Genomic DNA, 26589 nt, shown 5'->3' on the forward strand with positions numbered 1-26589 from the left:
TATTTCAATTTCATGTCTTCAGCTTAGTTTTCACTTCCCTAACCAAGTAAATGCCGGTAACGATAGTTGCAAGTACGTCGGCTATTGGGAAGGAAAGCCAAACGCCAAGTTCCCCCAAATAACTGGGTAAAATCAGAATAAGCGGAATAAAAAAGAAGCCTTGTCGGGTCAAGGTCAGAAGCAACGCTGGGGTGGCTTTTCCCACTGCTTGAAAATACGCTGCCCCTATCAACTGCAATGCAATGATAGGTGTCGCTGCAAAGACCCATCGCATGGCGTTAGGTGCATGTTCCAAAACGAAAGCATTCGTTAGTAATTCTTCGGACGGTAGATTCTCCTTATTGCTCAAAAAAAGTGATGTGATGGCTTCTGGGAAAAGCATCAGTCCAACAAACACTAACGTAGCTACCAAGGCAGCATACTTGATTGCGGTATAGATGGATTCCTTTACACGGTAGTACTTCAATGCGCCATAGTTGAATCCTGCAATAGGCAAAAATCCTTGGGTAACGCCAAAAACCGGAAATAATGCGAACATCAACATTCTACCGATAATGGCATATACAGCAACCATGGCCTCCCCTCCCAAATTGAATAGAATGTTGTTCATTAAAAGATAGGTGATACTAGTTACCGCTTGTCGTGCCAAGGTTACAAAACCAAGCGACCCAATTTCCTTCAAAATGGGTATGTCCAATCCAAAATGGTCGAGACTTATCTTCAATTCTGAATTTTTAGACGTAAAAAAATAGAAGATATAAGCAAAACACATCAAATACCCTGCAGTCGTTGCCCAGGCCGCTCCGTGCATGCCCCAATCAAAAATATAAATGAAGACATAATCCATGAGTAAGTTGCCAACGGAAGGAATGATCATGGCTACCATAGCGAACTTTGGTTTGCCCTCCGCTCGAATTACCGTATTGCCCATCATACACAGTGCAAGAAACGGCACTCCATATAAAATGATGGTATAATAAATCTTCGCAGGGTCAAAGATGGTTCCTTTACCACCAAAGGCGGGGATAAGGTCATCTACAAAATAGAGCCCCAAGGCAACCATGCTTATGGTCACCAAAAGGGTAAGGGTGATTTGATTACCAAACGTTTTTAATGCCTTTTCCTTGTTTTCCGCACCAAGTGCTCTAGAAATGATACTCGACCCACCGATACCGATGGCCATTCCCAAAGCCGCAATAAAAAAAGAAACGGGGAGCACCACGTTGATGGCGGCTATGGCAATGGAACCAATCCAATTTCCTACAAAAATGGAGTCCACCAGAATGTTCAGAGACATGACCAGTATGCCTATGGAAGCAGGTACGGCTTGTTTGATCAGCAACTTGCCAATAGGTTCTTCGCCCAGTTGATCTGATGAAACCTTTGCCATACTAATGGGCTGTCATATCGAACGCAGTTTGGATATGGACAACAATTGTGATTTAGGTCTTGACTACGCTCGACCTGAAATTAATCAAACGGGCAGAATTTCCTTGGATTTCCATTCATTGACCCATTTGGCCATTAAAGCAACCCAAGCATCACTATCGTTCAAACACGGAATATGCTTGTAGTGTTCACCACCTGCCTCTTCAAACTGTTCTTTGCCTTCCATGGCAATTTCTTCCAAAGTTTCCAAGCAATCGCTTACAAAGGCAGGTGTAATCACAGCAAGTCGCTTTTTTCCTTCTTTCGCCAAACGCTCAAATTCGTTATCGGTATATGGTTTCAACCATGGGTCACCAGCCAATCGCGACTGAAATGAAGAACTCACTTTATCTTCGGGAAGGTCAAGATATGCTTTTACCAATTCTGTAGTATCGTAACACTGATGCCTATAACAGGTGTGGTGTGCTACCGAATTGATTTTACAGCAGTTACCATCAATCTTACAATGGAATTTGGTCGGGTCCGATTTTCTAATATGTCGTTCTGGAATACCATGGTACGAGAAGAGAATATGGTCATATTCAAAATCCTTCAGACCATCTGCAATACTTTCCGATAGTACTTTAATATACTCTGGACTACTATAAAATGCAGGCAAGGTGGTCAAATGGACTTCTGGAAAATATTCTTGTTGTACTTCCATCACTTTTACCACAACGGTCTCATAGGAAGACATGGCATAATGTGGATATAATGGCACTAATAAAACCTCATCCACTCCCTTGTCTTTTAATTCTTGAAGTGCATTTTTAATGGTCATGCTACCGTAACGCATCCCTAGAGCAACGGGCATATCTGTTTGCTCCTGAACTTTTTCCATAAATCGTTCCGAAATAACAATTAGCGGAGAACCTTCCTCCCACCAGATTTTGGCATATGCCTCCGCGGATTTTTTGGGACGGGTCTGAAGAATAATTCCTCGTACCAAAAGATTCCGCAACAATTTTGGAACATCAATTACCCGTTCGTCCATCAGAAATTCATCCAGATATGGTTTTACATCTTTTGCGGTAGGGCTATCCGGTGAGCCCAAATTAACCAACAATACTCCTTTCATAGCAATTCGTTAAGAGCAGTAAAAATACTATTTGAGGTTGATTTAATATTTGATTCTGTCAATTTGTTTCTCTATTATTCCATAGATAATCCTAATTTAGTTTGATGAACCCAAAATAGGCTATGTTTCGTACGGTTTTATTTTATCTCCTTTTGATTTTCGGATTTGTTGCGCAGGCACAGATTACCTGCACTTCTAAAGATTCTACGTTATTTTACTCCAAGTTGAAAGACATTCAAAAAATTGAAGAAGAGGCTACAGGAAATACAATTGTTTCCATAGGAAAAACATTTTTGGGAATACCTTATGTTGAGAAAACACTGGAAGTTGGCGAAACCGAGACCCTTGTAGTGAATCTAAGGGGTTTGGATTGTACGACTTTTGTCGAAAATGTTGTGGCTTTTGGTTTGCTACACAAAAACCAACAATATGAGTTTACGGATTTTACCAAAAATCTTCAAACTATTCGGTACAGGAATGGAGAGTTAAATGGCTATCCTTCTCGTTTACATTATTTTACAGAATGGATTAGAAACAATGAACAAAAAGGTTTGGTCATGGACATTACTTCCAAATTGGGAGGTGTCGAGACTAAAAAGGCAATTAACTTTATGGGTACGCACAGAAAGTTGTATCCATTTTTAAAGCAAGATGACAACTACAATGCAATTTTAGAAGTTGAGAAAATGATAGCCGAGGAGAATCTATGTATTCTTCCACAACATCAAATTAAACAAAACGAAAGCCTTATTCAATCTGGTGATATCATTGCACTGGCAACTTCTATAAAAGGGTTGGATGTAACCCATACTGGAATCGCTATTCGCCAACCAAACGGTAGAATTCACTTACTGCATGCTTCGAGTTCTGGGTCGGTAATGATTACTGAAGAACCCTTGGTCGACTATCTCAAAAAAATAAAAAACAATATTGGAATTATAGTGGCAAGACCTGTTTTAATCCCTTCCTAAACACCATATAATTGCCCCGAGCAAGTGCTTTTTAAAATCAGGTTCATCAAAAGAAGCTTCGGTATGACCACCGCCAGTATAAAACGAGCGGCCACCATCAAATTCATGGTACCAAGCTATAGGGTGGTTTTCACCATTGGTTCCACCTTCATAACTGGTTTCATCCAAGTTGAGCAAAACGGAAATATTAGGGTTTAAATTTTTGTAATTGTACCATTCATCACTTCGTTGCCATGTATCTTTTAAGTGTGCCGTAGATGGATGTTCCTTATTTACAACGTCTATTTTAGCATCACGAATATTTGGATCGTTCGGGTGACCATTAAAATAGCCTCCTACTAGTTTTCCATACCAAGGCCAGTTATATTCGGTATCGGTGGCAGCGTGTATCCCTAAAAAACTTCCTCCGTTCTTTATATAGTTTTCAAATGCCGTTTGTTCGTTGTCCGCTAAAACTTCAGAAGTCGTACTAAGGAAAACGACCAGTTTATAATTTTTTAAATTTTGAGGATTAAAATCAGCGCTTGTTTCGGTCTGTAATACAATGAACCCGTTTTGTCTTCCCAACTCTTTTAAGGTTTTTACACCTTTTTCTATAGATTTATGGCGATATCCTGTTGTTTTGCTAAAGACCAGTACCAATTCGGGAGCTTTGGGCACATCTTCGGCCTCAGGTTTATCTTGGGCATTTGTGCATCCTAGAAAAAAAACAACCAAAAAAAGGAAACTATAAAACTTCATCTTATATTCTTTAAACATTTGAAGTTAAATATTTTTTTGGCGTGGTACCGTACTTCTTTTTGAAAGATGCTATAAAGTGGCTTGCTGTACTGTAACCCACACGCAACCCAACTTCGTTAACGTTATGGCTTCCGGTCTCCAGCATTTTTCTGGCATACTCCATTTTGTAATCAAACAGAAAACCATAGACGGAGTCACCATAGATTTGTTTAAACCCTTCTTTCAATTTCTTTAGACTAAGCCCAATTTCCTTGGAAAGCTCAGCTAATGTGGGAGGCTCGGACATTCTCGAAATTATGATTTCTTTTGCCATTTTTAAACGCCTTACATTTTCTTCATCGGCCAAGAAAGGGCATTGTTCCAAGTCCGCATTCTGGGTCTTGTTGAAATACAAGGAAATTAGTTCGTATGCTTTTCCCTTTACATACAGTTCTTTTATGGATGGATGCAGGTTGTAGCTCATCAATTGGCTCAACACTACGGCAATTGCCGGGGAGACCGCTTCTTGTGAATAATATTTCTTCTCCTTATTGTCCTCACTTAAAAAAGGAATGTAGTTTGCTTCGCTCGAAAAAAGTGAATGAAACCTTCTTATGGTCATAACTACCGACAACAACCATGTGTTTGGAGAAACATTTAAATATAGGGGTAGGTCTTTTTGTGTATTATATAATAGTAATGAGTTTTCCTCAGATACTTCCAAATGATATTGTCCTTTGTTAAAATAAAACCGAGACCGTCCTTTTAGGCAAAAATGAAATTGAATGAACGAACTGTTTATCTCCCTTTCAATTACCCTATTCTCATCCGTATCGTTCTGAATTTTAAGAATATAAAATCCATTTTCTATTAAAATTTCCTCATAAGAACCTTTAGCGACATTTTCCATTCCTAAATATTAATTTTTGAAGTGACTAATTCTATTTAGAATGACTCTAAATTGTTTTTGATAATTCAAATTCATCAATAAATATAGTGTTTTAGAAGAATCTAAGATAAAAGTACATATAATTGAACAAAGCCTGATATTTATAGTTCCGCTAGCGTTATTTTTTAAAATATAGCACCCCTATTTTTGTATCGCGATTTAATCCTTTATGAGGAATTACCATATTTCCAAACATAACTCATTTTATGCCATCGGTCTCAGCTACAAAAAAGCTGATGCTGAAATAAGGGGGAAATTCAGCCTAGACGTTCCTGCCATTGACAAAATCATGGTTCAGGCAAAAGAAGAAGGGATAGATGGGCTTCTGGTAATTTCTACCTGCAATCGAACAGAATTTTATGGTTTTGCGCAACATCCCTACCAGCTTATTAAAATGTTATGTGACCAGACTCAAGGTAATGTAGAAGAGTTTCAGAAAGTTGCTTATGTTTATAAGAACCATGATGCCATTTCGCACATGTTCAAGGTGGGTACTGGTCTAGATAGTCAAATTCTTGGTGATTTTGAAATCATAAGCCAGATAAAGCAAGGGTTTTATCGCTCCAAAAAACACGAAATGGCCAATCCGTTTCTGGAACGCTTGTGCAACGCTGTAATACAGGCAAGCAAGCGCATCAAAAACGAAACGGAGTTATCATCAGGCGCTACCTCCGTAGCTTTTGCCTCCGTCAGATACATTCTTGATACTGTTCCCAACATTTCAGAAAAGAATATTTTACTTTTTGGTACCGGAAAAATTGGAAGAAATACTTGTAAAAATTTAGTAAAGCACTCCAAGAATTCTCAAATCACCCTTATCAATAGAACCAGGGAAAAAGCTGAGGTCGTTGCGGGGAAATTTGATTTAACCGTTAAGGACTACGGAGACCTACAAAGCGAAATACGAAGAGCGGATATTTTGGTAGTTGCCACCGGAGCACAACTGCCAACAATTTCCAAAGCGCTTATTTACGCAAAAAAACCATTGCTTATTCTAGATCTTTCTGTTCCTAAAAACGTGTCCGATGATGTCTTGGAACTTGAAAATGTATCCTTGGTACATCTAGACCAGCTTTCCCAGATTACAGACGATACGTTGAATAAAAGAAAAGAATTTGTTCCCAAGGCAGAAGGTATAATAGAACAAGTAAGGGAAGAGTTTTTAAAATGGTTGGAGACGAGAAAATTTGCTCCTGTTATCAATGCGCTAAAAGAGAAACTAAAAATAATGAAAGAAGAAGAAATTGACTTTCATTCAAAAAAACTATCTGATTTTAACGAAGACCAGGCAGAAATAATTTCTGATCGTATCATTCAAAAAATAACCAAGCAATTTGCCAACCATTTAAAAAGTTCTGAAGTTGATACCGAAGATAGTTTGGAACTCATCCAAAAAGTTTTTCAGCTAGAAATAGGTTCAAAATGAGCAAAATCATACGAATTGGAACCCGCGATAGCGAATTGGCATTGTGGCAGGCAACAACAGTTCAGCAAAAGCTTGAAGCATTAGGATATGACACTACTTTGGTTCCAATAAAATCCACAGGTGACAAAGTCCTAGATAAACCCCTTTATGAACTAGGAATTACCGGCATCTTTACAAAAACATTGGATGTTGCATTATTAAAAGATCAAATTGATATTGCCGTACATTCTATGAAGGATGTCCCTACGCAATTGCCAAAAAGCATTGTTCAAACTGCGGTTCTGCAACGAGCGGTGACTAGTGACGTATTAGTACATAAGGGAACAGATTTTTTAACTTCGGAAAACGTGAGCATCATTGCCACGGGGAGCTTGCGAAGAAAAGCACAATGGCTCAATAGATACCCTCATCATAATGTAGTTGACCTACGAGGTAACGTCAATTCCAGACTTTTAAAGTTAATTGAAAACGATTGGAATGGTGCCATTTTTGCCCAAGCAGGATTGGAACGCATCAAATTATTGCCCAAAGATGCTGTGGAACTAGATTGGATGATTCCTGCACCGGCTCAAGGCGCAATGCTTGTCGTGGCACTAGAAAACGATGAATTTTCTAAGGACGCATCAAAAAAGCTTAATCATAAAGATTCTGAGATTACGACCACAATTGAACGTGAGTTTTTAAGAACGCTAGAAGGTGGTTGTACTGCACCGATAGGGGCGTTGGCACAAATAAAGGACAAATCGGTTCATTTTGAGGGAGTCATTTTTTCTTTGGATGGCAAACAAAAAATTGAAATCCAAAAAGAGACTGAAGTAAAAAATTCATTAGGGTTTGGGCAAGCTTGCGCCAAAGAGGTCTTGAATATGGGTGGAGATAAACTTATGGACGCAATACGAAATGAAAACAGTGCTCTCCACTAAAATACTCTCCCCTTCGCAAAAGGAATTATTTCTTAACTCAGGAATAGGTTTGGTGGCATATGATGCACTTCATATTGATTTTTTAGACATCACTATTCCTGATGATTATCAAAATTATATTTTCACCAGCAAGAATGCCGTAAAAGCATTTTTAAATCATTCAAAACACCTAAATATAGACAAGTGCAATGCTTTTTGTGTCGGTGAAAAAACAAGGATGCTTTTGGAAGAGAATGGCATGAAAGTTATTAAAACTGAAGAAAATGCCACAGATTTAGGTGATTTTATTATCAAAAATCATGAAAATGAGAAGTTTTTGTTTTTATGTGGAAACTTGAGAAGAGAGGAATTACCAAAACTTTTATCAAGAAATAAGATACGGTGTACTGAAATTATAGCTTATAATACTCATTTGATTCCTAGAAAATTCAATCGCATTTTTGATGGCATTCTTTTTTTTAGTCCGAGCGGTATAAAAAGTTATATGCAAGAAAATCCAATTTCAAAAAGTTTGGCTTTCTGCATTGGCAATACTACAGCCAATGAAGTAAAAAAACACACAGATCAAATTATAATCGCTAATAGACCAACCGTGGAGAATGTGTTGGTCCAAGCTATAAAACACTTTAAAAAAAATGATTAAAAACGACCTGTTCCTAAGAGCATTAAAAGGTGAAACGGTAGACAGACCTCCGGTATGGATGATGCGACAAGCTGGGCGTTACCTTCCAGAATTTATGGAGCTAAAGGAGAAATACGATTTCTTTACACGATGCCAAACTCCAGAACTGGCTTCTGAAATAACGGTGCAACCCATTAGACGTTATGGAATGGATGCCGCCATATTGTTCAGTGACATCTTGGTCATACCACAAGCTATGGATATTGAGGTGGAGATGAAACCTAACTTTGGTCCTTATCTACCAAAACCCATTAGGTCTCAAAGTGATTTGGATAGGGTCATCATTCCAAACATTAAAGAATCCCTGGGCTATGTACTTGATGCAATCACAATGACCAAAGAAAAATTGGAAGATGAAATTCCTTTAATTGGTTTTGCAGGGTCACCGTGGACTATTCTTTGCTACTGTGTCGAAGGACAGGGAAGTAAAAGCTTTGATAAAGCGCGCGGATTTTGTTTCACCCAACCGGAAGCTGCTCATCAACTACTTCAAAAAATTACAGATACCACCATTGCCTATTTAAAGGCGAAGGTAAGAGCAGGTGTAAATGCCGTTCAAGTTTTTGATTCTTGGGGAGGAATGTTGTCTCCCGTGGATTATCAAGAATTTTCATTTCAATACATTCAGCAAATTGTAGATGCCTTGAAGGATGATGCGCCTGTTATCGTTTTTGGAAAAGGATGTTGGTTCGCTCTAAAAGAAATGGCACAATCTGGAGCTTCGGCACTGGGAGTGGATTGGACCTGTTCTGCACAAAATGCCAGATATCTAACAGGAGGAAATATTACATTACAAGGGAATTTTGATCCTGCACGGTTACTTTCTCCGCCAGAGACCATCAAAAAAATGGTCACTCAAATGATTCATGAATTCGGTAAAGACAAATATGTGGTCAACTTGGGGCACGGTATCCTTCCTCATATTCCAGTAGAAAATGCAAGAGCTTTTATTGATGCCGTAAAAGAGTATACCGAATAGTTTTTTATCATGCAAATCGATTTTGAAAACTATAGTATTAGCCCAATTCAAGAAAAAGACGCTTGGAGACTTTGCGATTTTGTAGTTTCAAATTCAGAACGATTAAAAGCTGATTTCCCAAAAACGGTACAACAGAATCTAACGCCAACTTTAGCCGAATTATTTGTTGCAAAAAAGGTTAAGGAATTTATGCGCAATGAAGAATTTCTATTTACCATAAAAGAAAACACCAATAGGTCTATTATTGGCCTACTGTATGTAAAAGAGCTTCAAAAAGTGGCAGGCCAAGGAGAATTGGCCTATTGTATTAGTTATCGCTATGAAGGAAGGGGCATTATGAAAACCTGTGTTGAAAAAATCATTCCTTGGTGTTTTAGCGAAGCAAAACTACATACACTTCAAATCATTGTTCATGACAGCAACTTGGCCAGTAAGCGAATTGCAGAAAAAAATGGATTTGTTTGGAAAAGAACTTTACCAAAAGAACATACTACGGGCAGCGGAGAGGTTCTGGATATGGAATTGTTCGAACTTCATAATCCAAAGAGCATAACATAAAAAATGAATCCGATTAGGGCATTAAAACGGTTGGATTCGAAAAGCATTTGGGTTTTGATAAAACTATGTATCAAATCGCCACTGTTTGTTTTACCAACCGTAAAGGCTACCAAGCAATGTATGGCGGTTTCAACACAACATTATGGCAGGCTTCATTATAAAAATGGTCCTGCCAATGCTTTTCGACATGCGCTTTGGAATTATTTGATTTCAAAAAGATGTTATGATTTGATTAAAAACAAAGCGAAAGTACTACGCTGGTCACAAAACATAACGGATTGGCATGAAGATGCATTTCCCAATAGGGAGTTAGCAAGAAAAATGGATCTTCATAATAATGCGGTAGGTCGATATGTTTTTGAGAAGCATAAAAACAACACAGTTGAAGAGGCAATTAAGGTTTTGACTGAAATGACCAAAGTATCTTCAAAAGTAGACTCCAATTGCAACTTTGCTAATTTTAGAAATAAATTGGTTCATATAATTAATGAAGAATGAAAGATAAATTCTACGCATACATACAAACATTACAAGATGCTATCACAAGAAAGCTTGAAGAAGTTGACGGAAAAGCCAAGTTTCAAGAAGATGTTTGGCAACATCCAGAAGGCGGAGGTGGTAGAACCCGAGTCATCGAAAATGGAGACGTTTTCGAAAAGGGTGGGGTAAACATTTCGGCGGTGCATGGACCATTGCCAAAAAGTATGCAACAGTATTTTGGTGTGGATGATGTTGATTTTTTTGCTTGTGGACTTAGTCTAGTGATTCATCCAAAGAATCCCATGGTTCCTACTGTTCATGCCAATTGGCGCTATTTTGAAATGTATGACAAAACAGGTCAAATTGTAGACCAATGGTTTGGAGGTGGACAGGACCTTACCCCCTATTATCTGTTTGAGGAAGATGGAAAACACTTTCATGCTATTTGCAAAAAAACATGCGACAACCATAATCCTGACTTCTATTCCAATTACAAAAAACACTGTGATGATTATTTCTGGAATTCCCATCGCAATGAAGCAAGAGGGCTTGGCGGGCTTTTTTTCGATTATTGTAAAGCAACAGAAACTATGACCATGGAGGATTGGTACAACTTTGTCACTGAAGTAGGCGATGGCTTCTTGCAGGCATATATACCGATTGTTTTAAAAAGAAAAGGGCTTCCATACACTAAAAAACAAAGAGATTGGCAAGAAGTTAGACGTGGAAGGTATGTGGAGTTTAATCTTGTGCACGACAAAGGAACCTTGTTCGGATTAAAAACGAATGGACGTATTGAAAGTATTTTAATGAGTCTTCCCCCACACGTACAATGGAAGTATGACCATCATCCAGAAAAAGGAAGTGAAGAGGAGAAATTGATCCAGGTATTGCAGCACCCTAAAGATTGGGTTTAAATTGTTATCAGTTAAAAGTTTTAAGCATTAAGTTATATGGTAAATTATAAAAACTATAAGGTGTGGCAACGTTCCCATAGTTTAGTACTTAAAGTTTATAAAACAACTGAACAATATCCTAAATCCGAACAATTCGGATTGGTATCACAAATAAATAGGGCTTCGGTTTCAATTCCAACCAATATCGCTGAGGGTTGTGGTAGGGAAACACAAAAAGAACTGATTCGATTTTTATATATTTCATCTGGCTCTGCGCATGAATTGGATTACCTTATTTTAGTTTCAAAAGAACTCGGTCTCATCGGCTCTAAGAATGCTGAAGACTTATTAATAGAAATCGATGAAATCAAAAAAATGCTGGCAGCACTCATAAAAACCATCAAAAAAACACTTTAGATATAGTAACTTTCAAATCAAAGCTTAAAACCAAAAACTTATAGCTTCCAGCTTAGAACTTAAAACTTAGAACTCAAAAATATGTACCCACTCATAAGAAACAGAAGATTACGCGCATCAGAATCCATAAGAAGATTGGTTCGCGAAACCATTGTGACCCCAGATGACTTTTTAGTTCCTCTATTTGTAGTTGAAGGAAAAGGGATTAAAGAAGAAATTCCTTCCATGCCCAACTATTATCGCATGAGTCTGGACCACCTTGAGAAAGAGGTAAAAGAAATATGGCAAATGGGCCTTTGTTCGGTCCTATTGTTCGTAAAAGTCTCCGATAGCTTAAAGGATAATAAAGGAACAGAAGCTCTAAATCCTGAAGGATTGATGCAACGCGCCATCAAAACCGTAAAAAATGCCTGTCCAGAAATGCTGGTAATGACCGATGTTGCCTTGGACCCTTTTTCATCTTATGGTCATGACGGTATCGTTGCGGAAGGGAAAATCTTAAATGATGAAACCTCTGAAGTTTTGGCAGAAATGAGTATTTCGCACGCAAGGGCAGGAGCCGATTTTGTTGCGCCAAGCGACATGATGGATGGTCGCATTCTAACCATTCGAGAAGCGTTGGAGGAAGAGGGTTTTCAAAATACTGGAATCATGAGCTACTCCGCCAAATATGCCAGCGCATTTTATGGCCCATTTAGAGATGCTCTCGATTCTGCCCCAGTTGATATCGCCAATGTGCCAAAAGATAAAAAAACCTATCAGATGGATTATGCCAATCGGTTTGAAGCCATCCGAGAAACCCAAATGGATATTGACGAAGGCGCTGACATTGTCATGGTAAAACCAGGACTGGCCTATTTGGATATTGTTCGCGAAATCAAAAACGAAGTGGAAGTGCCCGTAGCCGTATATCAAGTCTCCGGGGAATATGTTATGCTAAAAGCAGCTGCCGAAAAGGGCTGGTTAGACCATGATAGTGTAATGTTAGAACAATTGACCGCCATTAAAAGAGCTGGTGCTAACATTATCGCAAGCTATTTTGCGAAGGATTTTATAGGCATGATAGGCTAAATTCTATTCTAAAAAAGACTTTTTATGAAGAACCCAATTTTGGTGATTCTTTCTATTTTTTTGTTGATACAGCACAACAAAGCCCAGCAACTATCCGGGGATAGCATCATGTCCGAAAAAAGCTTTGATTCGGTATCCGTTACAATCAAAGTAGATTCAATAATGACCAACGGTATACAAAACCATGCTTTTCCCGGAGCTCAGGTGTTGGTTGCCAAAAACAATGAGGTGATTTTTCATAAAGCTTACGGTTACCATACGTATGATAGTATTCAAAAAGTAAGCCTGACCGATGTATACGATTTGGCCTCCGTGACCAAAATTACAGCACCTTTGCCAGCTATCATGAAATTGGTAGATGAGAAAAAACTGGATCTAGATCTCCCCTTTAGTACCTATTGGAAACCTTGGCGCAATAGAAAAACTAAGAAGAATATTACCTTAAGGGAGATACTAAGTCACCAAGCAGGTTTAACACCTTATATTGTTTTTCTAAGCAAAGTGATCAAAAATGGGAAGCTGAAAAAGAAGTTTGTAAAAAACTCAACAAGCAAAAAATTCCAAAAACAAGCCTATACCAATATTTTCGTCAAAGATCGCTTTCAACGAAAAATATATCGTATTATTAATCGTTCAAAAGTTTCTGATGATAAAATCTATAAATACTCAGGACTTACATTTCTTATTTTTCCTGAGCTTATTGCGAAATTGACCCAAACCGATTACGAAACCTATCTCCAAGAGCAATTCTATAAACCACTTGGTGCTCATACGTTAGGTTTTAATCCATCTAAAAAGGGTTTTCCAAATACTATTGTCCCTACAGAAAATGACACACTATTCCGAAAGGATTTGGTAAAAGGATGGGTACATGATGAAAATGCTTCACTTTTGGGAGGGGTCTCGGGCAATGCAGGATTGTTTGGTACTGCGGATGACTTGGTCAAAATGATGTTATTTTATCAAAATTATGGGCTTCATAATGGAAAACAGATGATATCAAAAGAAACCATGAAGGAATTTGCCAGAATCCAATTTCCGCAAAATCAAAATAGACGTGGATTGGGTTTTGACAAACCCCTAATAGGGAATGATACGTTGTCTTTGAAAGATGCCTATCCCTCACCATTGGCAAGTCAATCAAGTTTTGGACACTCAGGATTTACGGGAACCTTTGTCTGGACGGATCCTGAAAACCAATTGGTATTTATTTTTCTATCCAACAGGGTTTATCCAACTAGATCACATCGGAACCTATACGAATTAAACATTAGAACTGAACTGCAACATATTTTTTACAAAGCCTTCTTGGCAAATACCAATCATAATTAACAGGTATTCATTATCTTGTTCTTTCTAGCAATAACCAATGGGACTTCTCTTATTCTACGCATTTATTTCAATTTTCTTTTCATTTCTCTGCTCTATTCTGGAAGCGGTACTGCTCAGCATTAGCCCTACGTTCATCAATTTAAAAAAACAAGAAGGGAAAGAATATGCGGTGGAACTTGAGCAGCTAAAAAAAGACGTTGACAAACCTTTAATAGCCATTTTGACCTTAAATACGATTGCTCACACTGTAGGTGCAATTCTTGTGGGTGTACAGGCCAAAGTAGCTTACGTTGAGCTTTATGGCACCTCAACACATAGCATTTTTGGTATTGAATTTACCGAAGACCTTATGGTAGGTGTGGTATCTACACTAATGACCATTCTAATTTTAGTGGCTTCTGAGATAATTCCAAAAACCATCGGTGCCACATACTGGAAACAACTTTCAAATTTTACAGCGAAGGCCTTGAACATTATGGTTTTCATCTTAAAATGGACCGGCTTGCTATGGCTATTGCAACTATTTACCAGATTAATCGGAAAAGCAGGGCACCACGGCAGTGTGCTGAGCAGGGAAGATTTTACGGCAATGACTGACATTGCCCACGAAGAAGGAGTTTTTCAAGAGTCAGAATCCAAAGTGATTAAAAATCTCTTAAAGTTTGATGAAATCTTGGCAAGAGATGTCATGACACCAAGGGCGGTAATGAAAATTGCTTCGGAAGAAACCACGATCCAAACTTTCTTTGAGGCAAACCGACCACTTCGTTTTTCAAGGATTCCGCTTTACAAGGACCGAATGGATAATATAACGGGGTATTTTTTGAAAGATGAACTTATGGAAGCAATTATTGCTAAAAAAGGAGATGAAAACCTTGACATTTTAAAGCGAGAAATTCTGGTTACGAACAGGTCCAAACCAATTCCAGAACTGTTTGAAAAGTTCGTAGAAAAAAGAGAGCATGTTTCCTTAGTGGTGGATGAATATGGTTCGGTAAGTGGAATTGTTACCATGGAAGACGTAATTGAAACGCTCTTAGGATTGGAGATAATGGATGAAAGCGATAATGTGGAAGACCTTCAAGTACTGGCAAGAAAGAACTGGGAGAGCAGAGCTAAGCGTTTAGGCATTATTGAAGATAAAAATGAGATAGAGTAATGGAAGTAGCTTATTTGCAAACACCTGTAGGTATGGCAGAGTTTCATGGCGATGAAAATGGGCTTGCATCCGTATCTGTTTTGAACGAACAAAAACCTATTGGTATAATCCCAGAGGTTTTGGAAGACGTAGTATATCAATTTAAAGAATACTTTGAGGGAACCCGCAAACAGTTTGACCTTAAATTGAATCCTGACGGAACTGATTTTCAAAAGAAAGTTTGGAAAGCATTACAACAAATTCCTTATGGGAAAACCGTTTCTTATTTAGATCTTTCCAAAACACTGGGCGATGTAAAAGCAATTCGCGCAGTGGCTGCGGCCAATGGTAAAAACCCATTATGGATCGTAGTTCCCTGTCATCGCATCATTGGGAGCAATGGAGATTTAGTTGGCTATGCCGGTGGATTGCATAGAAAAAAGTGGCTTTTGGAACACGAGAGTCCCGTAAAGCAAACTTCGCTATTTTAAGAGTTCTTTTCTAATCTCCACACGTAATCTCGCTCAAAGCATTTGCACTATCAGTCGCATCATTTTTTGAAAATGAATCATTGAAAAGCACAAATTTATCAATAGCATGGCCAGAAGATCGTGCCGAAATTTCCATGGTATACGTACCGGGAGTATCAAACTTCACAAAAATATCATGTGCATCATTGTCCGATGTACGTGCTTGCCACTTAAAGCCTATATCATTACCACTTCTATAAATTTTAAACCATCCGTCTTTACTTGAACCTTCGGGAGTGGGCGACTTATCTCTACCCGCCGGGTATACGATGCTGCCATCTCCTTTTTCACCAAAAAAATCATCGGCATCATCAAAACGCAACCAGGTATCATTATGTTCTGTGCCGTTATCGCCTGTTTTGACGGAAGACCTCCAAATAAACTGATACGTTCCCGTATTAGTGATATTGATCTTAAAAGTGGTAAGCCCGTTCCCAGGATTTCCCAAGGATTGGTTGCCTGTCCAAACCATATAGCCTTCACCGGTATGATCTGCATCCGTGCTTTGTAGTTCCCAATCTCCAGAAAACTCGGCATTTTCAAATTCAACATTTACCAAACCGTCCTTTTCATTGAAGATAAAGCTGCTCGGGTCTGAGCATTCGCTAGCTGTATCTGGCGGGGTTTTGGGTTCTTCAGAACCTTCTTCGGGTATTTCGCTTTCCGTCTCAACACCATCTTCATCGGATGAATCTGAACACGAAACGCTCCATGCCAATATGAAAGCCATGGATACATATTTTAAAGTTCTAATGGAAAAATCAATGTTTGGGGTTTTCATCGCAAGTAATTTGGGTTATGCTGCAATAAGTAGTTTATCACTTTAATAACGGTGTAATCCATATATTCTTTTACCTGTTATCGATTAATCCTAAAATATTTATCTTTCCTATAGATTTTACTTACTTAGAAACCATGCTTTACAAACTTAACCTAGAACATATCCTCTTTTTGGATATAGAAACTGTACCCCAAAAACCAAGCTTCTCAGATTTAGATGAAGATTTTCAAATACTTTGGGAGCAGAAGTCCCAATATCAAAGAAAGGACGAAATAAGCGCCGAGGACTTTTATGAACGTGCAGGAATATGGGCAGAATTTGGAAAGATAGTCTGTATTTCCGTGGGGTATTTTGTGTTGAAAGGAGAAACACGAAATTTTAGGGTGACTTCTTTTTATGGAGAAGAGGTTGAATTACTAAAACAATTTAAGCAATTGCTCCAAGACCATTTTAATCAGGCCAGACATTTGCTTTGTGCCCATAATGGTAAGGAATTCGATTTTCCGTACATCGCCCGCCGTATGGTAATCAATGGTATGAATCTTCCCTATAAGCTTGATTTATTCGGAAAAAAGCCTTGGGACGTACCGCATTTGGATACAATGGAACTCTGGAAGTTTGGAGATTACAAGCATTATACTTCCTTAAAGCTCTTAGCTCATGTATTGGGTATTCCATCGCCAAAAGAAGACATGGACGGGAGTATGGTAAAAGATGTTTTTTATAAAGAAAACGATTTGGACCGAATTGTTTCGTATTGCGAATTGGATGTAATCACCACGGCACAGGTCTTCCTTAAACTGCGTAACGAAACATTATTGGAACAAGAAGAAATTAAAAAAATATAACTGTCAACTGGAGCACTGTTTTTTCTACAAGTTTCAACGTTCCAAACTCGGTTGAAGCTATTGAGTTGGTTTTGAAAAAGTACATACGGGAACTATTTAGTTTTTATAAAATTTAGAACTTTTCATTCCTGAGTGATCCTCCACTACCAAAACGTATAGTCCAGATGCCAAATCTGAAACATTGATACGCTCGTCAATGGTACTGCCCTTTTTTACAATATTGCCAGAAGTGGTAACAATGGAATACATGGCATCTTCCGATAGTTTGGCATCTAAAGCTATCCATTCCGTTGCAGGGTTTGGAAAGACCTTTACCGTTAATTCTTCATTAAACCCTAAAGGTTCATAAATCAAAAGTTCTGTTTCCGTACCATTGAATTCAAACTTGACTTCATCAGAAAAATCGGAAACCATATTTTCGGTACAAATAGATCGAATTCTTGCTGTGTATATAGTTCCAACTTGTAAATTGGTAAGTTCATAATTGTTCTTCCATAGCAACTCATTTTTCCAATTCTCCTCGGTAGAGGCTTTGTACTGAACTTCAAAAAGTGTTTCCTCTGCGTCTGACCAAGCGATGTTTAAAGCATTATCTGATGACGAAAGCAAGGTTACTTCAGATGGCACATCAATAGTACATTTAGAAACTTGGACGCCAGAAACGATAAGCGAAAAATCCTGTAATCCATTTTTTAATCCACCTTTATGGGTAATCGTAATCGTATAGTCGCCTTTTGCATTCGCAACCTCTACCCGTTCAAAGGGATCCACCAAATTATCACCTTTTATGGCAGAATCATTTGCTTTTGCAGGATTCAATTTCCAGGGAAAATAAGTTGAGCCATTTTTTGTAATCCTAATGTCTAGGTCGTTCGTTAACGCAGCTGTCCTGTTATTCAAGTCCCCTCTATTGATGTATTCACCTTCCGGATCGGTCCAAGAAATAGAAGCCATTAATGTTTCTGTTCCATTGGCAGAGACCGTTAAAGAAAATGTGTCGGCTTCAGTAAGGCTTTCCTCTTCTATAAGGGTATTGAAACCTTTGTTCTGCAAAGTTACAGCAGCGGATTTTACATTTATTACACCCCATCCCATTTTATAATCTGGACCTTTTGCATCTACATCATCTGCTGTGTGCAATGCCAATCCTTTGAGCGTAGCCGCTTTCATATAAGTACCGAACAACTCTTCGTGATACTGCTGTAATAACAAAAGGGAGCCAGTTACACCAGGTGCCGCCATAGAAGTTCCAATAGAAGTATCGTAACTTGAATTAGTCGTTGAACTTGTGGAAAATATAGAAGATCCATCACCCGCCAAATCTGGTTTTATTCTACCATCATCAACTGGACCAAGGCTACTGTAGGCGGCAACACTAGCTTCTTTTAACGTTCCATTATTTCCAATTTTTGTATTGGCTCCTGCAATGGTAAGTCCATTTTTAGAGGTCCCAAACCCAAGTAACAAATCGAACCCATCTGCGGTTTTTCCAAAACTTGGCGATTCGTTATCATATGATCTTTGTGCGTTACCAGCAGCATTTATCATTAAATAGTAAGGGGCATTGTACATGATCTTGTCCCAGTCCTGAGACACTTTAATGTATGAACCAAAATACCAGTCGGGCACTCTATCGGACTTTATTCCATAGGAATGGTTGCTCAACAACAATCCATTGGCCGCAGCTTCGGCTACTTCTATTTTGTCCTTTGTCCAATCGTGTGTTAAGGCTTCTGCCCCATAGGCAACTCCCTTTGCATTTGGGCGTACGCCTGCGGATATGAGGTTTCCCGTAACCAAAGTAGCATGTAAGCTTACTTCGTTGGTATTGTCCGAATTCTTTGCACGGCTATCAAATTCTTGATGTGTAGTCAAAGCAACTCCCGCGTCCCATACACCTACCTGAAGACCGCTACCATTTAGACCCAAGTTTAGGAGTCCATCCTCGTAAAGGGCATTCGCCCTGGATACTTGATGCGAAAAATCATTTAATGTGGTATAAAAAAGTGGAGTGCCATCCGTTCCAATATCTTGTAATGCTATGACTGTACCATCTTGTAACTTCTCAGATTTCTTCCAACCTTTTGTTTTCAGTATTTGATCTATTCTGAATTGTTTGGATTGGTGCTCCACTTCCATTTTAGATACAAAAGAAGAAATGTTATGGTGATCATAACTGGATTTGATGGATTCTATACTGGTTTTTGACTGTCCAGATACAGTTAAAAAACTTAATAATGAAATGATTACGTATAAGTAGTTTCCAGTTGCACAAGTAAGTTTCTTGTAGTACATGCTTAAACAGATTAGGTAAGATTTGGACTACAAATCTATTTATCAATTCATGATAAATCGATAAAAACACCTGTTATTTCGATGAAATACTACGAATTTAGAAGTGACCTGTTGTGTAAGTGCATTTTTATGTTGCGAAAAAAATTCTTTCTATTGGATTAGTTATTTTCTTTCAACAGAATATAAACAGGAAAGTGATCACTGTAACCTCCAAGATACTTTTTCCCCGCAAATGTTCGGAATGGATTTCCCTTATATTTTTCTTTTCGCTCCTTGAGAAAATCTGGAGCAAATACACTGGCCTTTTTAAAGGTATGGGTTCCCTTTTCATAGTTTAAAAAACTGTGTGAAATCAAAATTTGATCAAAAAGACTCCATTTTCCCTTATAATTTGCACTTCCTGTAGAAGGTGAGAGCAGCTTTTGCATTGGGTTTATAAACATGCCCGTCTCCATAAGTGTTTTAATACTTTTGGAATTGGGGTTGTCGTTAAAATCGCCCATTATGATATAATTGGAAACCGTTGTATTAAGACTTTCTATTTTTTGTAGAATCGTGTGGGCGGCTTTTATTCTTTTATAACTTGTTGCAGTGGCACCATCCCTGCGCGATGGCCAATGATTTACAAAAATATACACCTCTTCTTGGTGCAACATACCGCGTACATATAGAATGTCGCGGGTAAAATCACGCTCCCCGTTTGAGTTATCCACAATTAAGGGAATCGTATCGGATTCCAAAACAGTAAAGTGTTCTTTATTATAAAGTAAAGCGGTATCTATGCCCCTTTCATCCGGTGAGTCAAAATGTACAAATGCATAGTCCTTGTCCTTTAGTGCTTTTTCTTGCAGAAGTGTATTGATGACGTTTTCATTTTCTACTTCGGCCAATCCTATTAAAACTGGCGATGTCCCACTATCTTCCTCTCCTATCTTCGCTATGGTCTTCGCAAGCTTTTTTGCTTTTCTAAAAAATTTATCTTCATTCCACGTTCGCATTCCATTTGGTGTAAAATCATCATCAAGCGTATGGGGGTCATCTACTAGGTCAAAAAAGTTTTCAAGATTGTAAAATGCTATGGTTGAATTGTTATTCCTATTTTCCTGTGTACTCATTTTAATGCAATATATATTTCCTATGCTCTTATGTCTTCAAGATAAAGACTAAGGTTCCATCAGTTTAAACTATTAAAGCTTTTCGCTTATTACGGTATTTTTTATGGATTGAAAGCGCTATAGGTATCAACAAGTAAATAAACCCGGAAATAGGTGCACTCTTGCCCCCGAACAACAGAACGACCAGCATAGAAAGCAATGGTATACCAATCAGTATAGCATAGGACTGTATAAAAGTCTTCGTAATAAAGATTTCGTTCCCGTTAAGCTGTAGTTCAACCTTCTTTTTAAGGGCATTAATATGCTTTATCATAAAAATGAAATAGATAAAAAACAGCCCTAGCCCAAAACGAATCATAAGATCGCCCCATTGTACGGTTGTCAGATCAGATTTAGATAAATCGTCAATGACCAGGTTCAAAGCATCGGAATCATCCCCAAAGGCAAGTTTTATTCGAACATATATAACTGTTCCCAAATAGGAAAAAAGATACTTTAACGGATAAACGTAAAAAAGCAGCACAAACAAAAAAAGAAAGTTCAGTACTTTGGTCTTTCTATCCTGAAGACCGTAGTGCAAAAAGAATTCACTTTGCTTGTTCCAAATGCTCAACAATAACATGGTGCAAAAAATAAACCCTATAAAACTATACATGGAGGCCTGTAGTTCCAAATAGTTCGTTGGCACTTCAGATGAAATCACTAGTAGGGTAATGGCAAAACCGAATATGGCATCGGTAAGGTTCTCCAATCGCGAACTTTCCAAACCTCTATATCTAAAACCCTCTTTGGATGTTTCCCTGTCTTTTCTAAGTAGTTCCTTTAGCATACGAAAACAGATTTACAGTTAACATAACAAAAGGAAAAATACAAAAAAGGCTTTCAAACATTGTTTAGATTTGCATATTAATTGTTTCTGATGCTAGAAAAAAAGAGTATAGATTATGAGAAGGCGGTGCTTATTGGAGTGATCAATAAGGACCAAGATGAGAGCAAGGTCAAAGAATACCTGGATGAACTGGAGTTCTTGACCTATACCGCTGGCGGCGAGGTAACCAAAAGATTTACGCAGCGCATAGATGTCCCCAACCCAAAAACCTACATAGGCAGCGGTAAAATGGAAGAGGTAGAGCGCTACGTAAAACAAAACGAGATAGGTTCGGTCATTTTTGATGACGAGCTCTCCCCCGCACAACAGAACAATATCGAAAAACTATTGCGCTGCAAAATATTGGACAGGACAAGTCTTATCCTAGATATTTTTGCCCAGCGTGCGCAGACCAGCTATGCACGCACACAAGTAGAATTGGCACAGTACGAATATCTTTTGCCAAGATTAACAGGGCTTTGGACACACTTGGAACGCCAGCGTGGGGGTATTGGAATGCGCGGCCCCGGTGAAACCGAAATTGAAACGGATAGACGAATCGTTCGTGACCGAATCTCCCTCTTAAAAAAGAAGCTTGCCAAAATAGACCGACAAATGGAAACCCAAAGAGGCAACCGAGGTGCGCTAGTAAGAGTAGCTTTGGTAGGGTATACCAATGTGGGCAAATCCACTTTAATGAACGTGATAAGTAAAAGTGAGGTCTTTGCAGAGAATAAGTTGTTTGCCACACTAGATACTACCGTAAGGAAGGTCGTAATTGGCAACCTCCCCTTTTTATTGAGCGATACTGTAGGTTTTATCAGAAAGTTGCCTACGCAATTGGTGGAAAGTTTCAAAAGTACCTTGGACGAGGTACGGGAAGCGGATTTATTGTTACATGTAGTCGATATATCCCACCCTAATTTTGAAGAGCATATCGCATCCGTAAATCAAATTCTGGATGAAATCAAGAGTGCCGATAAAAAGACTATAATGGTCTTTAACAAAATAGACCTGTACAAGCCCGAAACCATTGACGAAGACGATTTGGTCACCGAACGAACCGAAGCTCATTTTACCATTGAAGATTGGAAAAAAACGTGGTACAACAAAATAGGTGATCGCGCGCTGTTCATTTCCGCACTCAACAAGGAAAACCTTGATGAGTTTAGAAAACGGGTGTACAATGAGGTTCGCGATATTCATGTAACCCGATTTCCGTATAACAACTTTCTGTATCCGGAACATCTAGATGAATATCATTGAATGAAAGGTAATTCTTGTTAAATTTTATACATTTAAAATCCTCCTTTATCAACCCTTTATAACAATTGCCTATTGTTGCCTTAGAGCAGCTGCATCTTTTGATCGATAAAACGCAATCATTAACCTGTTCTACCACAACTTTTTGCAGGTTCACAACAAAAGTTTAAGGACAAACCACAGAAATCATAGTTTTATAATGTGTTTAAGTGATAGTGTTACAAACCTAATCTTTCATAAACTTAACCTACTTAAAGCTTGGTTTTTAAAACACCCCAAATTACACATAACCCCATAAAAAAAGCCGCTCAGATTGAGTGGCTTTTTTATTATAAATAACTTTCCTTTTTTAATTAAAACGAATAACTCAAACCTAGTGTCCAGTACGTTTGTAACTCGTTATCTATATTGTCAAAAGTGGCCTCTGGATTAGGTGTGGGAGCCAAATTTCGAACAAAGTTGAGCGTTTCCTGCTTATTGTTCCGCAATCCAAAGTCGAAGCCTACCCCAATTACTTTCCAAAGTGTATACCCAAATGAGTTCGTCCAGGTCCAGTTGCTCAAATCCCCGTCTTCATAACTTTGAAACATGGACAGGTTGCTCTTAAAATTGATCGCACCAATTTTCTTGGTGTAATCCGCTACGATCTTGGCACCCGCCGAAGATTCAAAAATGGTGTCCTCACTACTAAAGACAAAGTTGTAGTTGAGCGGATGGATCACAACCACCAAATCTTGAATGGGCGTCCATGTGGCACCGACCCCTACGTCCAAATACCCAGGATCGTTAAAGTTGCTCAACAATGTAGTACGATATTCGACCAATCCAGATATGGCAAATTTCTCACTGAGCTTCCTTCCATAGAGCGAAGAAATATTGAACACATCCGTAGCTTCACGAAAACTGTCATCATCAGTAGGGTCATCCTTGTCATCCAATTTCACCCAGGCCAAGTTAACGTTGGCCGCATTGCGCCAAAAGAATTTTTCTTCCTGTAGATTGGCGTAGGCATTGACCGTAAAACCAATATTCCCGGATGAGTTGTTGGGAATTCCTTGCGCAAACCAATTGTTGAATTCAGAGATACTTCCCCCAATGGTTCCAAAAGCCCCTATTTTCCAACCGGGCAAGGCATCTAGCTTGGCTTGTAGGGCATTCACCCGAGCCTGAATAGCAGCAATTGAATCTTTTTTAGGAGCCATTTCAGACTTTAGCTCTTCTGCTGTTTGTGCGCTACCGGTCAGCATCATAAAAAAGGCTGTCGTAGCAAAAAGTAGTTGTTTCATAGTATGGAGTTTAATGTTTAGAACCCAAAAATAAGAAATGTCACTTTTAAAGGGAAAGTTTTGCTCCACTGACTACTGACTCCTAACTTCTGATGTCTGATGTTCGATTTCTGATGTCCGATTTCCAAAAAATAACCTTTCACCCTTTACCCAAAACCCTACACACAACAACTTTTACCCAAAACCCTTCACCTCAATAGCGCTCCTCCTGAACTTTGAAGCTCCGAAACTTTTACCCTTCACCCAAAACCTTCCACCCAAAATCCAAAAACCCCCAACCGTCAACCCAAACCCTGCATCCGTCAATTGACATGGGCAACTTGTCCATAATACACCTTTCTTGCGCCCATTAACGCAAAACAATAAACCCATGAAAAAAATACGTTTTTTGATCCTGATGACACTATCCGCTGGAATGTTCGCTGTCTCCTGTTCCAGTGATGACAATGGAACTACGACCACACCTGACGACAAGACCAATTCCGCTCCCGTGATCACCAACCAGACCACAACGGCAGAAGTGGACGAGGATGCCAACACTACCCTTACTATCTTTACCGTGATCGCAACCGATGCAGATGCGGAAGATACCCTTACCTTTGAAATCACGGGCGGAAACGGCCAAGGGCTATTCAACATAAATGAGAACGGCCTAATCACCTTGGCAGATGGCAAATACCTTGACTTTGAGACCGCCACTGGGCATAGCATCACCGTGACCGTCTCCGATGGCAATGGCGGTACGGACCAGATCAGCATACAGATAACCGTGCAGAACGTTATCGAACTGCATGAGGATTCAGAATCTTTTATCTTTACTTTAGAGACCACTGTCGCCGATGAGGTCTTCAGCATAACAACATTTGGAGAGGATGTCGATTTCCAAATTGATTGGGGTAACGGACAGGGACAGAAACATATAACCGACAAGGGAGAAGTTATCCATCAATACCAAGATCCGGGTACTTACACCGTGGCCCTAAAGGGACAAATGGACCTATTGATCTTTGGAGGACAGAAAGCTGCTTTGCAGACTGTGGAACAATGGGGCACCACGGCCTGGAAGTATATGAGGAATATGTTTAGCTTGGATAACTTTGATATTATTGTAGCTATAAATGCAGAGGATAAACCCAATCTTGCCCAATGTACATCTCTGGAAGGTGCTTTTGTCAATGCAGATTTCAAACAGGATATCAACGATTGGGATGTAAGCAAGGTAACCAACATGTATGGCACCTTTGCTTACAATACCACGTTCAATCAGGATATCAGCGGTTGGGATGTAGGACAGGTCACCAATATGGAGAGTATGTTTAACAGGGCGGAAAGTTTCAATCAGGATATCAGCGGTTGGGATATAGGCAGTGTCGAACATATGGAGAATATGTTTAATAGGGCAGAAAGTTTCAATCAGTCCATTGGCAACTGGGACGTTGGCAATGTTCAAAGTATGGAAGGAATGTTCTTCAGTGCGTCGGCATTCAACCAAGACATTAGCGGTTGGGATATAAGCAAGGTTGAAAATATAGGTTTCATGTTCTCATATGCCACGGCATTCGACCAAGACCTAGGGGCTTGGAACATAGGTAATGTTACATATATGGTAAACATGTTAGTCGGTTCCGGGATGTCCGCCCCTAACTTTTCCAACACGCTCATAGGATGGGCCGATCAAGATGTTAAGCCCGATATTATCTTGGAAGCACAAGGAGTAAATCTATGTGAAGGTGAGGCGGTAGAGGACGCTTATAATTACCTTACAAATGAAAATTTCAACAACAACTGGACCATTAATTATGATGGGAACATTCCTTGTAATTGATAATTGATTAAACTTAACTTTTAATACAATAAGCCACTGGGGAACTTTACGTTTTTTGGTGGTTTTTTGGTTTGGAGTCAGTGATCAGAGGTCCGATGTCCGATGTCCGATGTCCGATGTCCGAAAAATAAAATTCGAAGTGAAGGACCTTGACCAAAAAGGACAAGAGCGGTTATTTTTTTTTCTTGTACAACGGCACCGAAGAACAGGCCTCCCCGTACATGACACTCTTCGCCACTTGCTGTATTTTGGTGATGGCCATTAGATAAGCGTTTTGGGGAACAGGTTTGTTGGAACACCCTTTAATGATAACGGGCTTATCTGCAAAAGAACTCACATCCAGTTTTTCCAATTTTTCCTGGTAAAGCGATGTCTCTAAAGTTTCCAGATCACCGACCATTACTTTTTTGGCGAAGGGGTTTAATTTTGCGGTCACCAACATAAAGGCCCAACCGGGCACTATGGCATCCGAAGAACAGGTCAACGCCACATAATTGTCCTGGTACACGGCCCAGTCGACTGCTTCCAAATAGCTTCTAAACTCTTTTTCCCTAAGAATAAAACCTTCGTACAGCCAATCCTTAATATCAAGAACGGTACGCTTCCCTTCAGGATAGAGTTCTTCAAGGTCGAAGGTGATCAGTTTGCTCTGTGCTACTCTGTTTACTATTTCAGACATAAGATTTGAGATTTGAGTATTGAGACTAAGTACTCAATACTAAGTTCTAAC

Annotated in this window: 26 protein-coding genes; 16 read left to right on the plus strand and 10 right to left on the minus strand. The window is 39.0% G+C overall.

Annotated features, from left to right (window positions below):
• Positions 1 to 10: 10 nt before the first annotated feature.
• Together KIM67_RS01815 and hemH are read right to left on the minus strand one after the other, a co-directional pair.
• The gene (locus KIM67_RS01815; protein ID WP_213829667.1) at positions 11 to 1390 is read right to left on the minus strand and encodes an MATE family efflux transporter; all 1380 of its coding nucleotides are present in this window, start codon (positions 1388 to 1390) and stop codon (positions 11 to 13) included.
• Between the two features lie 84 nt (positions 1391 to 1474).
• Positions 1475 to 2506, minus strand: coding sequence for a ferrochelatase (gene hemH / locus KIM67_RS01820; RefSeq protein ID WP_213829668.1), 1032 nt, complete (start codon positions 2504 to 2506; stop codon positions 1475 to 1477).
• Positions 2507 to 2628: 122 nt separating this feature from the next.
• Between hemH and KIM67_RS01825 the strand changes: the two genes are divergently transcribed.
• Positions 2629 to 3477, plus strand: coding sequence for an N-acetylmuramoyl-L-alanine amidase-like domain-containing protein (locus KIM67_RS01825; RefSeq protein WP_213829669.1), 849 nt, complete (start codon positions 2629 to 2631; stop codon positions 3475 to 3477).
• On the opposite strand, the gene KIM67_RS01830 is transcribed toward KIM67_RS01825, so the two are convergent.
• Positions 3463 to 4218: a ThuA domain-containing protein gene (locus KIM67_RS01830; protein ID WP_213829670.1), complete on the minus strand. Its 756-nt coding sequence runs from the start codon at positions 4216 to 4218 to the stop codon at positions 3463 to 3465. The genes KIM67_RS01825 and KIM67_RS01830 overlap by 15 nt on opposite strands.
• A gap of 10 nt (positions 4219 to 4228) precedes the next feature.
• On the minus strand, positions 4229 to 5107 hold the full coding sequence (locus tag KIM67_RS01835; RefSeq protein WP_213829671.1) for an AraC family transcriptional regulator: 879 nt from the start codon (positions 5105 to 5107) through the stop codon (positions 4229 to 4231).
• Positions 5108 to 5315: 208 nt separating this feature from the next.
• Between KIM67_RS01835 and hemA the strand changes: the two genes are divergently transcribed.
• The 12 genes from hemA (at position 5316) to KIM67_RS01895 (ending at position 15539) form a co-directional block, all read left to right on the plus strand.
• Positions 5316 to 6572 (plus strand): glutamyl-tRNA reductase, encoded by a 1257-nt coding sequence (gene hemA, locus KIM67_RS01840; protein WP_213829672.1) that lies wholly within the window; start codon positions 5316 to 5318, stop codon positions 6570 to 6572.
• On the plus strand, positions 6569 to 7495 hold the full coding sequence (hemC, locus tag KIM67_RS01845) for a hydroxymethylbilane synthase (protein WP_213829673.1): 927 nt from the start codon (positions 6569 to 6571) through the stop codon (positions 7493 to 7495). Before hemA ends, hemC begins: the two co-directional genes overlap by 4 nt.
• Positions 7473 to 8138, plus strand: a complete 666-nt coding sequence (locus KIM67_RS01850) for a uroporphyrinogen-III synthase (protein ID WP_213829674.1) — start codon at positions 7473 to 7475, stop codon at positions 8136 to 8138. The genes hemC and KIM67_RS01850 overlap by 23 nt, the downstream gene beginning before the upstream one ends.
• The gene (gene hemE / locus KIM67_RS01855; protein WP_213829675.1) at positions 8131 to 9156 is read left to right on the plus strand and encodes a uroporphyrinogen decarboxylase; all 1026 of its coding nucleotides are present in this window, start codon (positions 8131 to 8133) and stop codon (positions 9154 to 9156) included. The genes KIM67_RS01850 and hemE overlap by 8 nt, the downstream gene beginning before the upstream one ends.
• Positions 9157 to 9165: 9 nt before the next feature.
• Entirely contained in the window at positions 9166 to 9714 is a 549-nt protein-coding gene (locus KIM67_RS01860) for a GNAT family N-acetyltransferase (protein WP_213829676.1), read from the plus strand.
• A 3-nt stretch (positions 9715 to 9717) separates the two neighbouring features.
• Positions 9718 to 10212, plus strand: coding sequence for a hypothetical protein (locus tag KIM67_RS01865; protein WP_213829677.1), 495 nt, complete (start codon positions 9718 to 9720; stop codon positions 10210 to 10212).
• Positions 10209 to 11111, plus strand: coding sequence for an oxygen-dependent coproporphyrinogen oxidase (hemF, locus tag KIM67_RS01870; protein ID WP_213829678.1), 903 nt, complete (start codon positions 10209 to 10211; stop codon positions 11109 to 11111). Before KIM67_RS01865 ends, hemF begins: the two co-directional genes overlap by 4 nt.
• A gap of 36 nt (positions 11112 to 11147) precedes the next feature.
• Complete coding sequence (locus KIM67_RS01875) at positions 11148 to 11507, plus strand: four helix bundle protein (RefSeq protein WP_213829679.1); 360 nt, start codon at positions 11148 to 11150, stop codon at positions 11505 to 11507.
• Positions 11508 to 11588: 81 nt separating this feature from the next.
• Positions 11589 to 12578: a porphobilinogen synthase gene (gene hemB, locus KIM67_RS01880; RefSeq protein WP_213829680.1), complete on the plus strand. Its 990-nt coding sequence runs from the start codon at positions 11589 to 11591 to the stop codon at positions 12576 to 12578.
• A gap of 24 nt (positions 12579 to 12602) precedes the next feature.
• Positions 12603 to 13910 (plus strand): serine hydrolase, encoded by a 1308-nt coding sequence (locus tag KIM67_RS01885; RefSeq protein WP_213829681.1) that lies wholly within the window; start codon positions 12603 to 12605, stop codon positions 13908 to 13910.
• Between the two features lie 37 nt (positions 13911 to 13947).
• The gene (locus KIM67_RS01890) at positions 13948 to 15069 is read left to right on the plus strand and encodes a CNNM domain-containing protein (protein ID WP_213829682.1); all 1122 of its coding nucleotides are present in this window, start codon (positions 13948 to 13950) and stop codon (positions 15067 to 15069) included.
• Positions 15069 to 15539: a methylated-DNA--[protein]-cysteine S-methyltransferase gene (locus KIM67_RS01895; RefSeq protein ID WP_213829683.1), complete on the plus strand. Its 471-nt coding sequence runs from the start codon at positions 15069 to 15071 to the stop codon at positions 15537 to 15539. Before KIM67_RS01890 ends, KIM67_RS01895 begins: the two co-directional genes overlap by 1 nt.
• A 10-nt stretch (positions 15540 to 15549) precedes the next feature.
• Here the strand turns inward: KIM67_RS01895 and KIM67_RS01900 are convergent, their stop codons facing one another.
• Positions 15550 to 16359 carry a hypothetical protein gene (locus KIM67_RS01900; RefSeq protein ID WP_213829684.1) on the minus strand — a complete coding sequence of 270 codons (810 nt, stop codon included), beginning with the start codon at positions 16357 to 16359 and terminating at the stop codon, positions 15550 to 15552.
• Positions 16360 to 16493: 134 nt separating this feature from the next.
• Between KIM67_RS01900 and KIM67_RS01905 the strand changes: the two genes are divergently transcribed.
• On the plus strand, positions 16494 to 17207 hold the full coding sequence (locus KIM67_RS01905; protein WP_213829685.1) for a 3'-5' exonuclease: 714 nt from the start codon (positions 16494 to 16496) through the stop codon (positions 17205 to 17207).
• Positions 17208 to 17303: 96 nt separating this feature from the next.
• Here the strand turns inward: KIM67_RS01905 and KIM67_RS01910 are convergent, their stop codons facing one another.
• The 3 genes from KIM67_RS01910 to KIM67_RS01920 all read right to left on the minus strand — a co-directional run bounded on the left by KIM67_RS01910 (position 17304) and on the right by KIM67_RS01920 (position 21446).
• A complete protein-coding gene (locus KIM67_RS01910; RefSeq protein WP_213829686.1) occupies positions 17304 to 19502 on the minus strand; it encodes a S8 family serine peptidase in 2199 nt (732 codons plus the stop codon).
• A gap of 158 nt (positions 19503 to 19660) precedes the next feature.
• Positions 19661 to 20617 carry an endonuclease gene (locus KIM67_RS01915; RefSeq protein ID WP_213829687.1) on the minus strand — a complete coding sequence of 319 codons (957 nt, stop codon included), beginning with the start codon at positions 20615 to 20617 and terminating at the stop codon, positions 19661 to 19663.
• Positions 20618 to 20681: 64 nt separating this feature from the next.
• Positions 20682 to 21446 carry a TMEM175 family protein gene (locus KIM67_RS01920; protein WP_213829688.1) on the minus strand — a complete coding sequence of 255 codons (765 nt, stop codon included), beginning with the start codon at positions 21444 to 21446 and terminating at the stop codon, positions 20682 to 20684.
• Between the two features lie 90 nt (positions 21447 to 21536).
• Here KIM67_RS01920 and hflX point away from each other — a divergent pair, with 90 nt between their 5' ends.
• Positions 21537 to 22751: a GTPase HflX gene (gene hflX, locus KIM67_RS01925; protein WP_213829689.1), complete on the plus strand. Its 1215-nt coding sequence runs from the start codon at positions 21537 to 21539 to the stop codon at positions 22749 to 22751.
• Between the two features lie 350 nt (positions 22752 to 23101).
• Here the strand turns inward: hflX and KIM67_RS01930 are convergent, their stop codons facing one another.
• Positions 23102 to 24034: a DUF3078 domain-containing protein gene (locus KIM67_RS01930; RefSeq protein ID WP_213829690.1), complete on the minus strand. Its 933-nt coding sequence runs from the start codon at positions 24032 to 24034 to the stop codon at positions 23102 to 23104.
• A gap of 370 nt (positions 24035 to 24404) precedes the next feature.
• Here KIM67_RS01930 and KIM67_RS01935 point away from each other — a divergent pair, with 370 nt between their 5' ends.
• On the plus strand, positions 24405 to 25859 hold the full coding sequence (locus KIM67_RS01935) for a BspA family leucine-rich repeat surface protein (protein ID WP_213829691.1): 1455 nt from the start codon (positions 24405 to 24407) through the stop codon (positions 25857 to 25859).
• 172 nt (positions 25860 to 26031) lie between these two features.
• Here the strand turns inward: KIM67_RS01935 and KIM67_RS01940 are convergent, their stop codons facing one another.
• Positions 26032 to 26538 (minus strand): DUF2480 family protein, encoded by a 507-nt coding sequence (locus KIM67_RS01940; RefSeq protein WP_213829692.1) that lies wholly within the window; start codon positions 26536 to 26538, stop codon positions 26032 to 26034.
• Positions 26539 to 26589 lie beyond the last annotated feature (51 nt).

Origin of the sequence: Flagellimonas sp. 389 (assembly GCF_018449435.1) — a bacterium.
Lineage (GTDB): Bacteria > Bacteroidota > Bacteroidia > Flavobacteriales > Flavobacteriaceae > Flagellimonas.

Coding starts and splice junctions, on each gene's coding strand:
- KIM67_RS01815 (WP_213829667.1), bottom strand. CDS start 1,390: ATGGCAAAGGTTTCATCAGATCAACTGGGCGAAGAACCTATTGGCAAG.
- hemH (WP_213829668.1), bottom strand. CDS start 2,506: ATGAAAGGAGTATTGTTGGTTAATTTGGGCTCACCGGATAGCCCTACC.
- KIM67_RS01825 (WP_213829669.1), top strand. CDS start 2,629: ATGTTTCGTACGGTTTTATTTTATCTCCTTTTGATTTTCGGATTTGTT.
- KIM67_RS01830 (WP_213829670.1), bottom strand. CDS start 4,218: ATGAAGTTTTATAGTTTCCTTTTTTTGGTTGTTTTTTTTCTAGGATGC.
- KIM67_RS01835 (WP_213829671.1), bottom strand. CDS start 5,107: ATGGAAAATGTCGCTAAAGGTTCTTATGAGGAAATTTTAATAGAAAAT.
- hemA (WP_213829672.1), top strand. CDS start 5,316: ATGAGGAATTACCATATTTCCAAACATAACTCATTTTATGCCATCGGT.
- hemC (WP_213829673.1), top strand. CDS start 6,569: ATGAGCAAAATCATACGAATTGGAACCCGCGATAGCGAATTGGCATTG.
- KIM67_RS01850 (WP_213829674.1), top strand. CDS start 7,473: ATGAAAACAGTGCTCTCCACTAAAATACTCTCCCCTTCGCAAAAGGAA.
- hemE (WP_213829675.1), top strand. CDS start 8,131: ATGATTAAAAACGACCTGTTCCTAAGAGCATTAAAAGGTGAAACGGTA.
- KIM67_RS01860 (WP_213829676.1), top strand. CDS start 9,166: ATGCAAATCGATTTTGAAAACTATAGTATTAGCCCAATTCAAGAAAAA.
- KIM67_RS01865 (WP_213829677.1), top strand. CDS start 9,718: ATGAATCCGATTAGGGCATTAAAACGGTTGGATTCGAAAAGCATTTGG.
- hemF (WP_213829678.1), top strand. CDS start 10,209: ATGAAAGATAAATTCTACGCATACATACAAACATTACAAGATGCTATC.
- KIM67_RS01875 (WP_213829679.1), top strand. CDS start 11,148: ATGGTAAATTATAAAAACTATAAGGTGTGGCAACGTTCCCATAGTTTA.
- hemB (WP_213829680.1), top strand. CDS start 11,589: ATGTACCCACTCATAAGAAACAGAAGATTACGCGCATCAGAATCCATA.
- KIM67_RS01885 (WP_213829681.1), top strand. CDS start 12,603: ATGAAGAACCCAATTTTGGTGATTCTTTCTATTTTTTTGTTGATACAG.
- KIM67_RS01890 (WP_213829682.1), top strand. CDS start 13,948: ATGGGACTTCTCTTATTCTACGCATTTATTTCAATTTTCTTTTCATTT.
- KIM67_RS01895 (WP_213829683.1), top strand. CDS start 15,069: ATGGAAGTAGCTTATTTGCAAACACCTGTAGGTATGGCAGAGTTTCAT.
- KIM67_RS01900 (WP_213829684.1), bottom strand. CDS start 16,359: ATGAAAACCCCAAACATTGATTTTTCCATTAGAACTTTAAAATATGTA.
- KIM67_RS01905 (WP_213829685.1), top strand. CDS start 16,494: ATGCTTTACAAACTTAACCTAGAACATATCCTCTTTTTGGATATAGAA.
- KIM67_RS01910 (WP_213829686.1), bottom strand. CDS start 19,502: ATGTACTACAAGAAACTTACTTGTGCAACTGGAAACTACTTATACGTA.
- KIM67_RS01915 (WP_213829687.1), bottom strand. CDS start 20,617: ATGAGTACACAGGAAAATAGGAATAACAATTCAACCATAGCATTTTAC.
- KIM67_RS01920 (WP_213829688.1), bottom strand. CDS start 21,446: ATGCTAAAGGAACTACTTAGAAAAGACAGGGAAACATCCAAAGAGGGT.
- hflX (WP_213829689.1), top strand. CDS start 21,537: ATGCTAGAAAAAAAGAGTATAGATTATGAGAAGGCGGTGCTTATTGGA.
- KIM67_RS01930 (WP_213829690.1), bottom strand. CDS start 24,034: ATGAAACAACTACTTTTTGCTACGACAGCCTTTTTTATGATGCTGACC.
- KIM67_RS01935 (WP_213829691.1), top strand. CDS start 24,405: ATGAAAAAAATACGTTTTTTGATCCTGATGACACTATCCGCTGGAATG.
- KIM67_RS01940 (WP_213829692.1), bottom strand. CDS start 26,538: ATGTCTGAAATAGTAAACAGAGTAGCACAGAGCAAACTGATCACCTTC.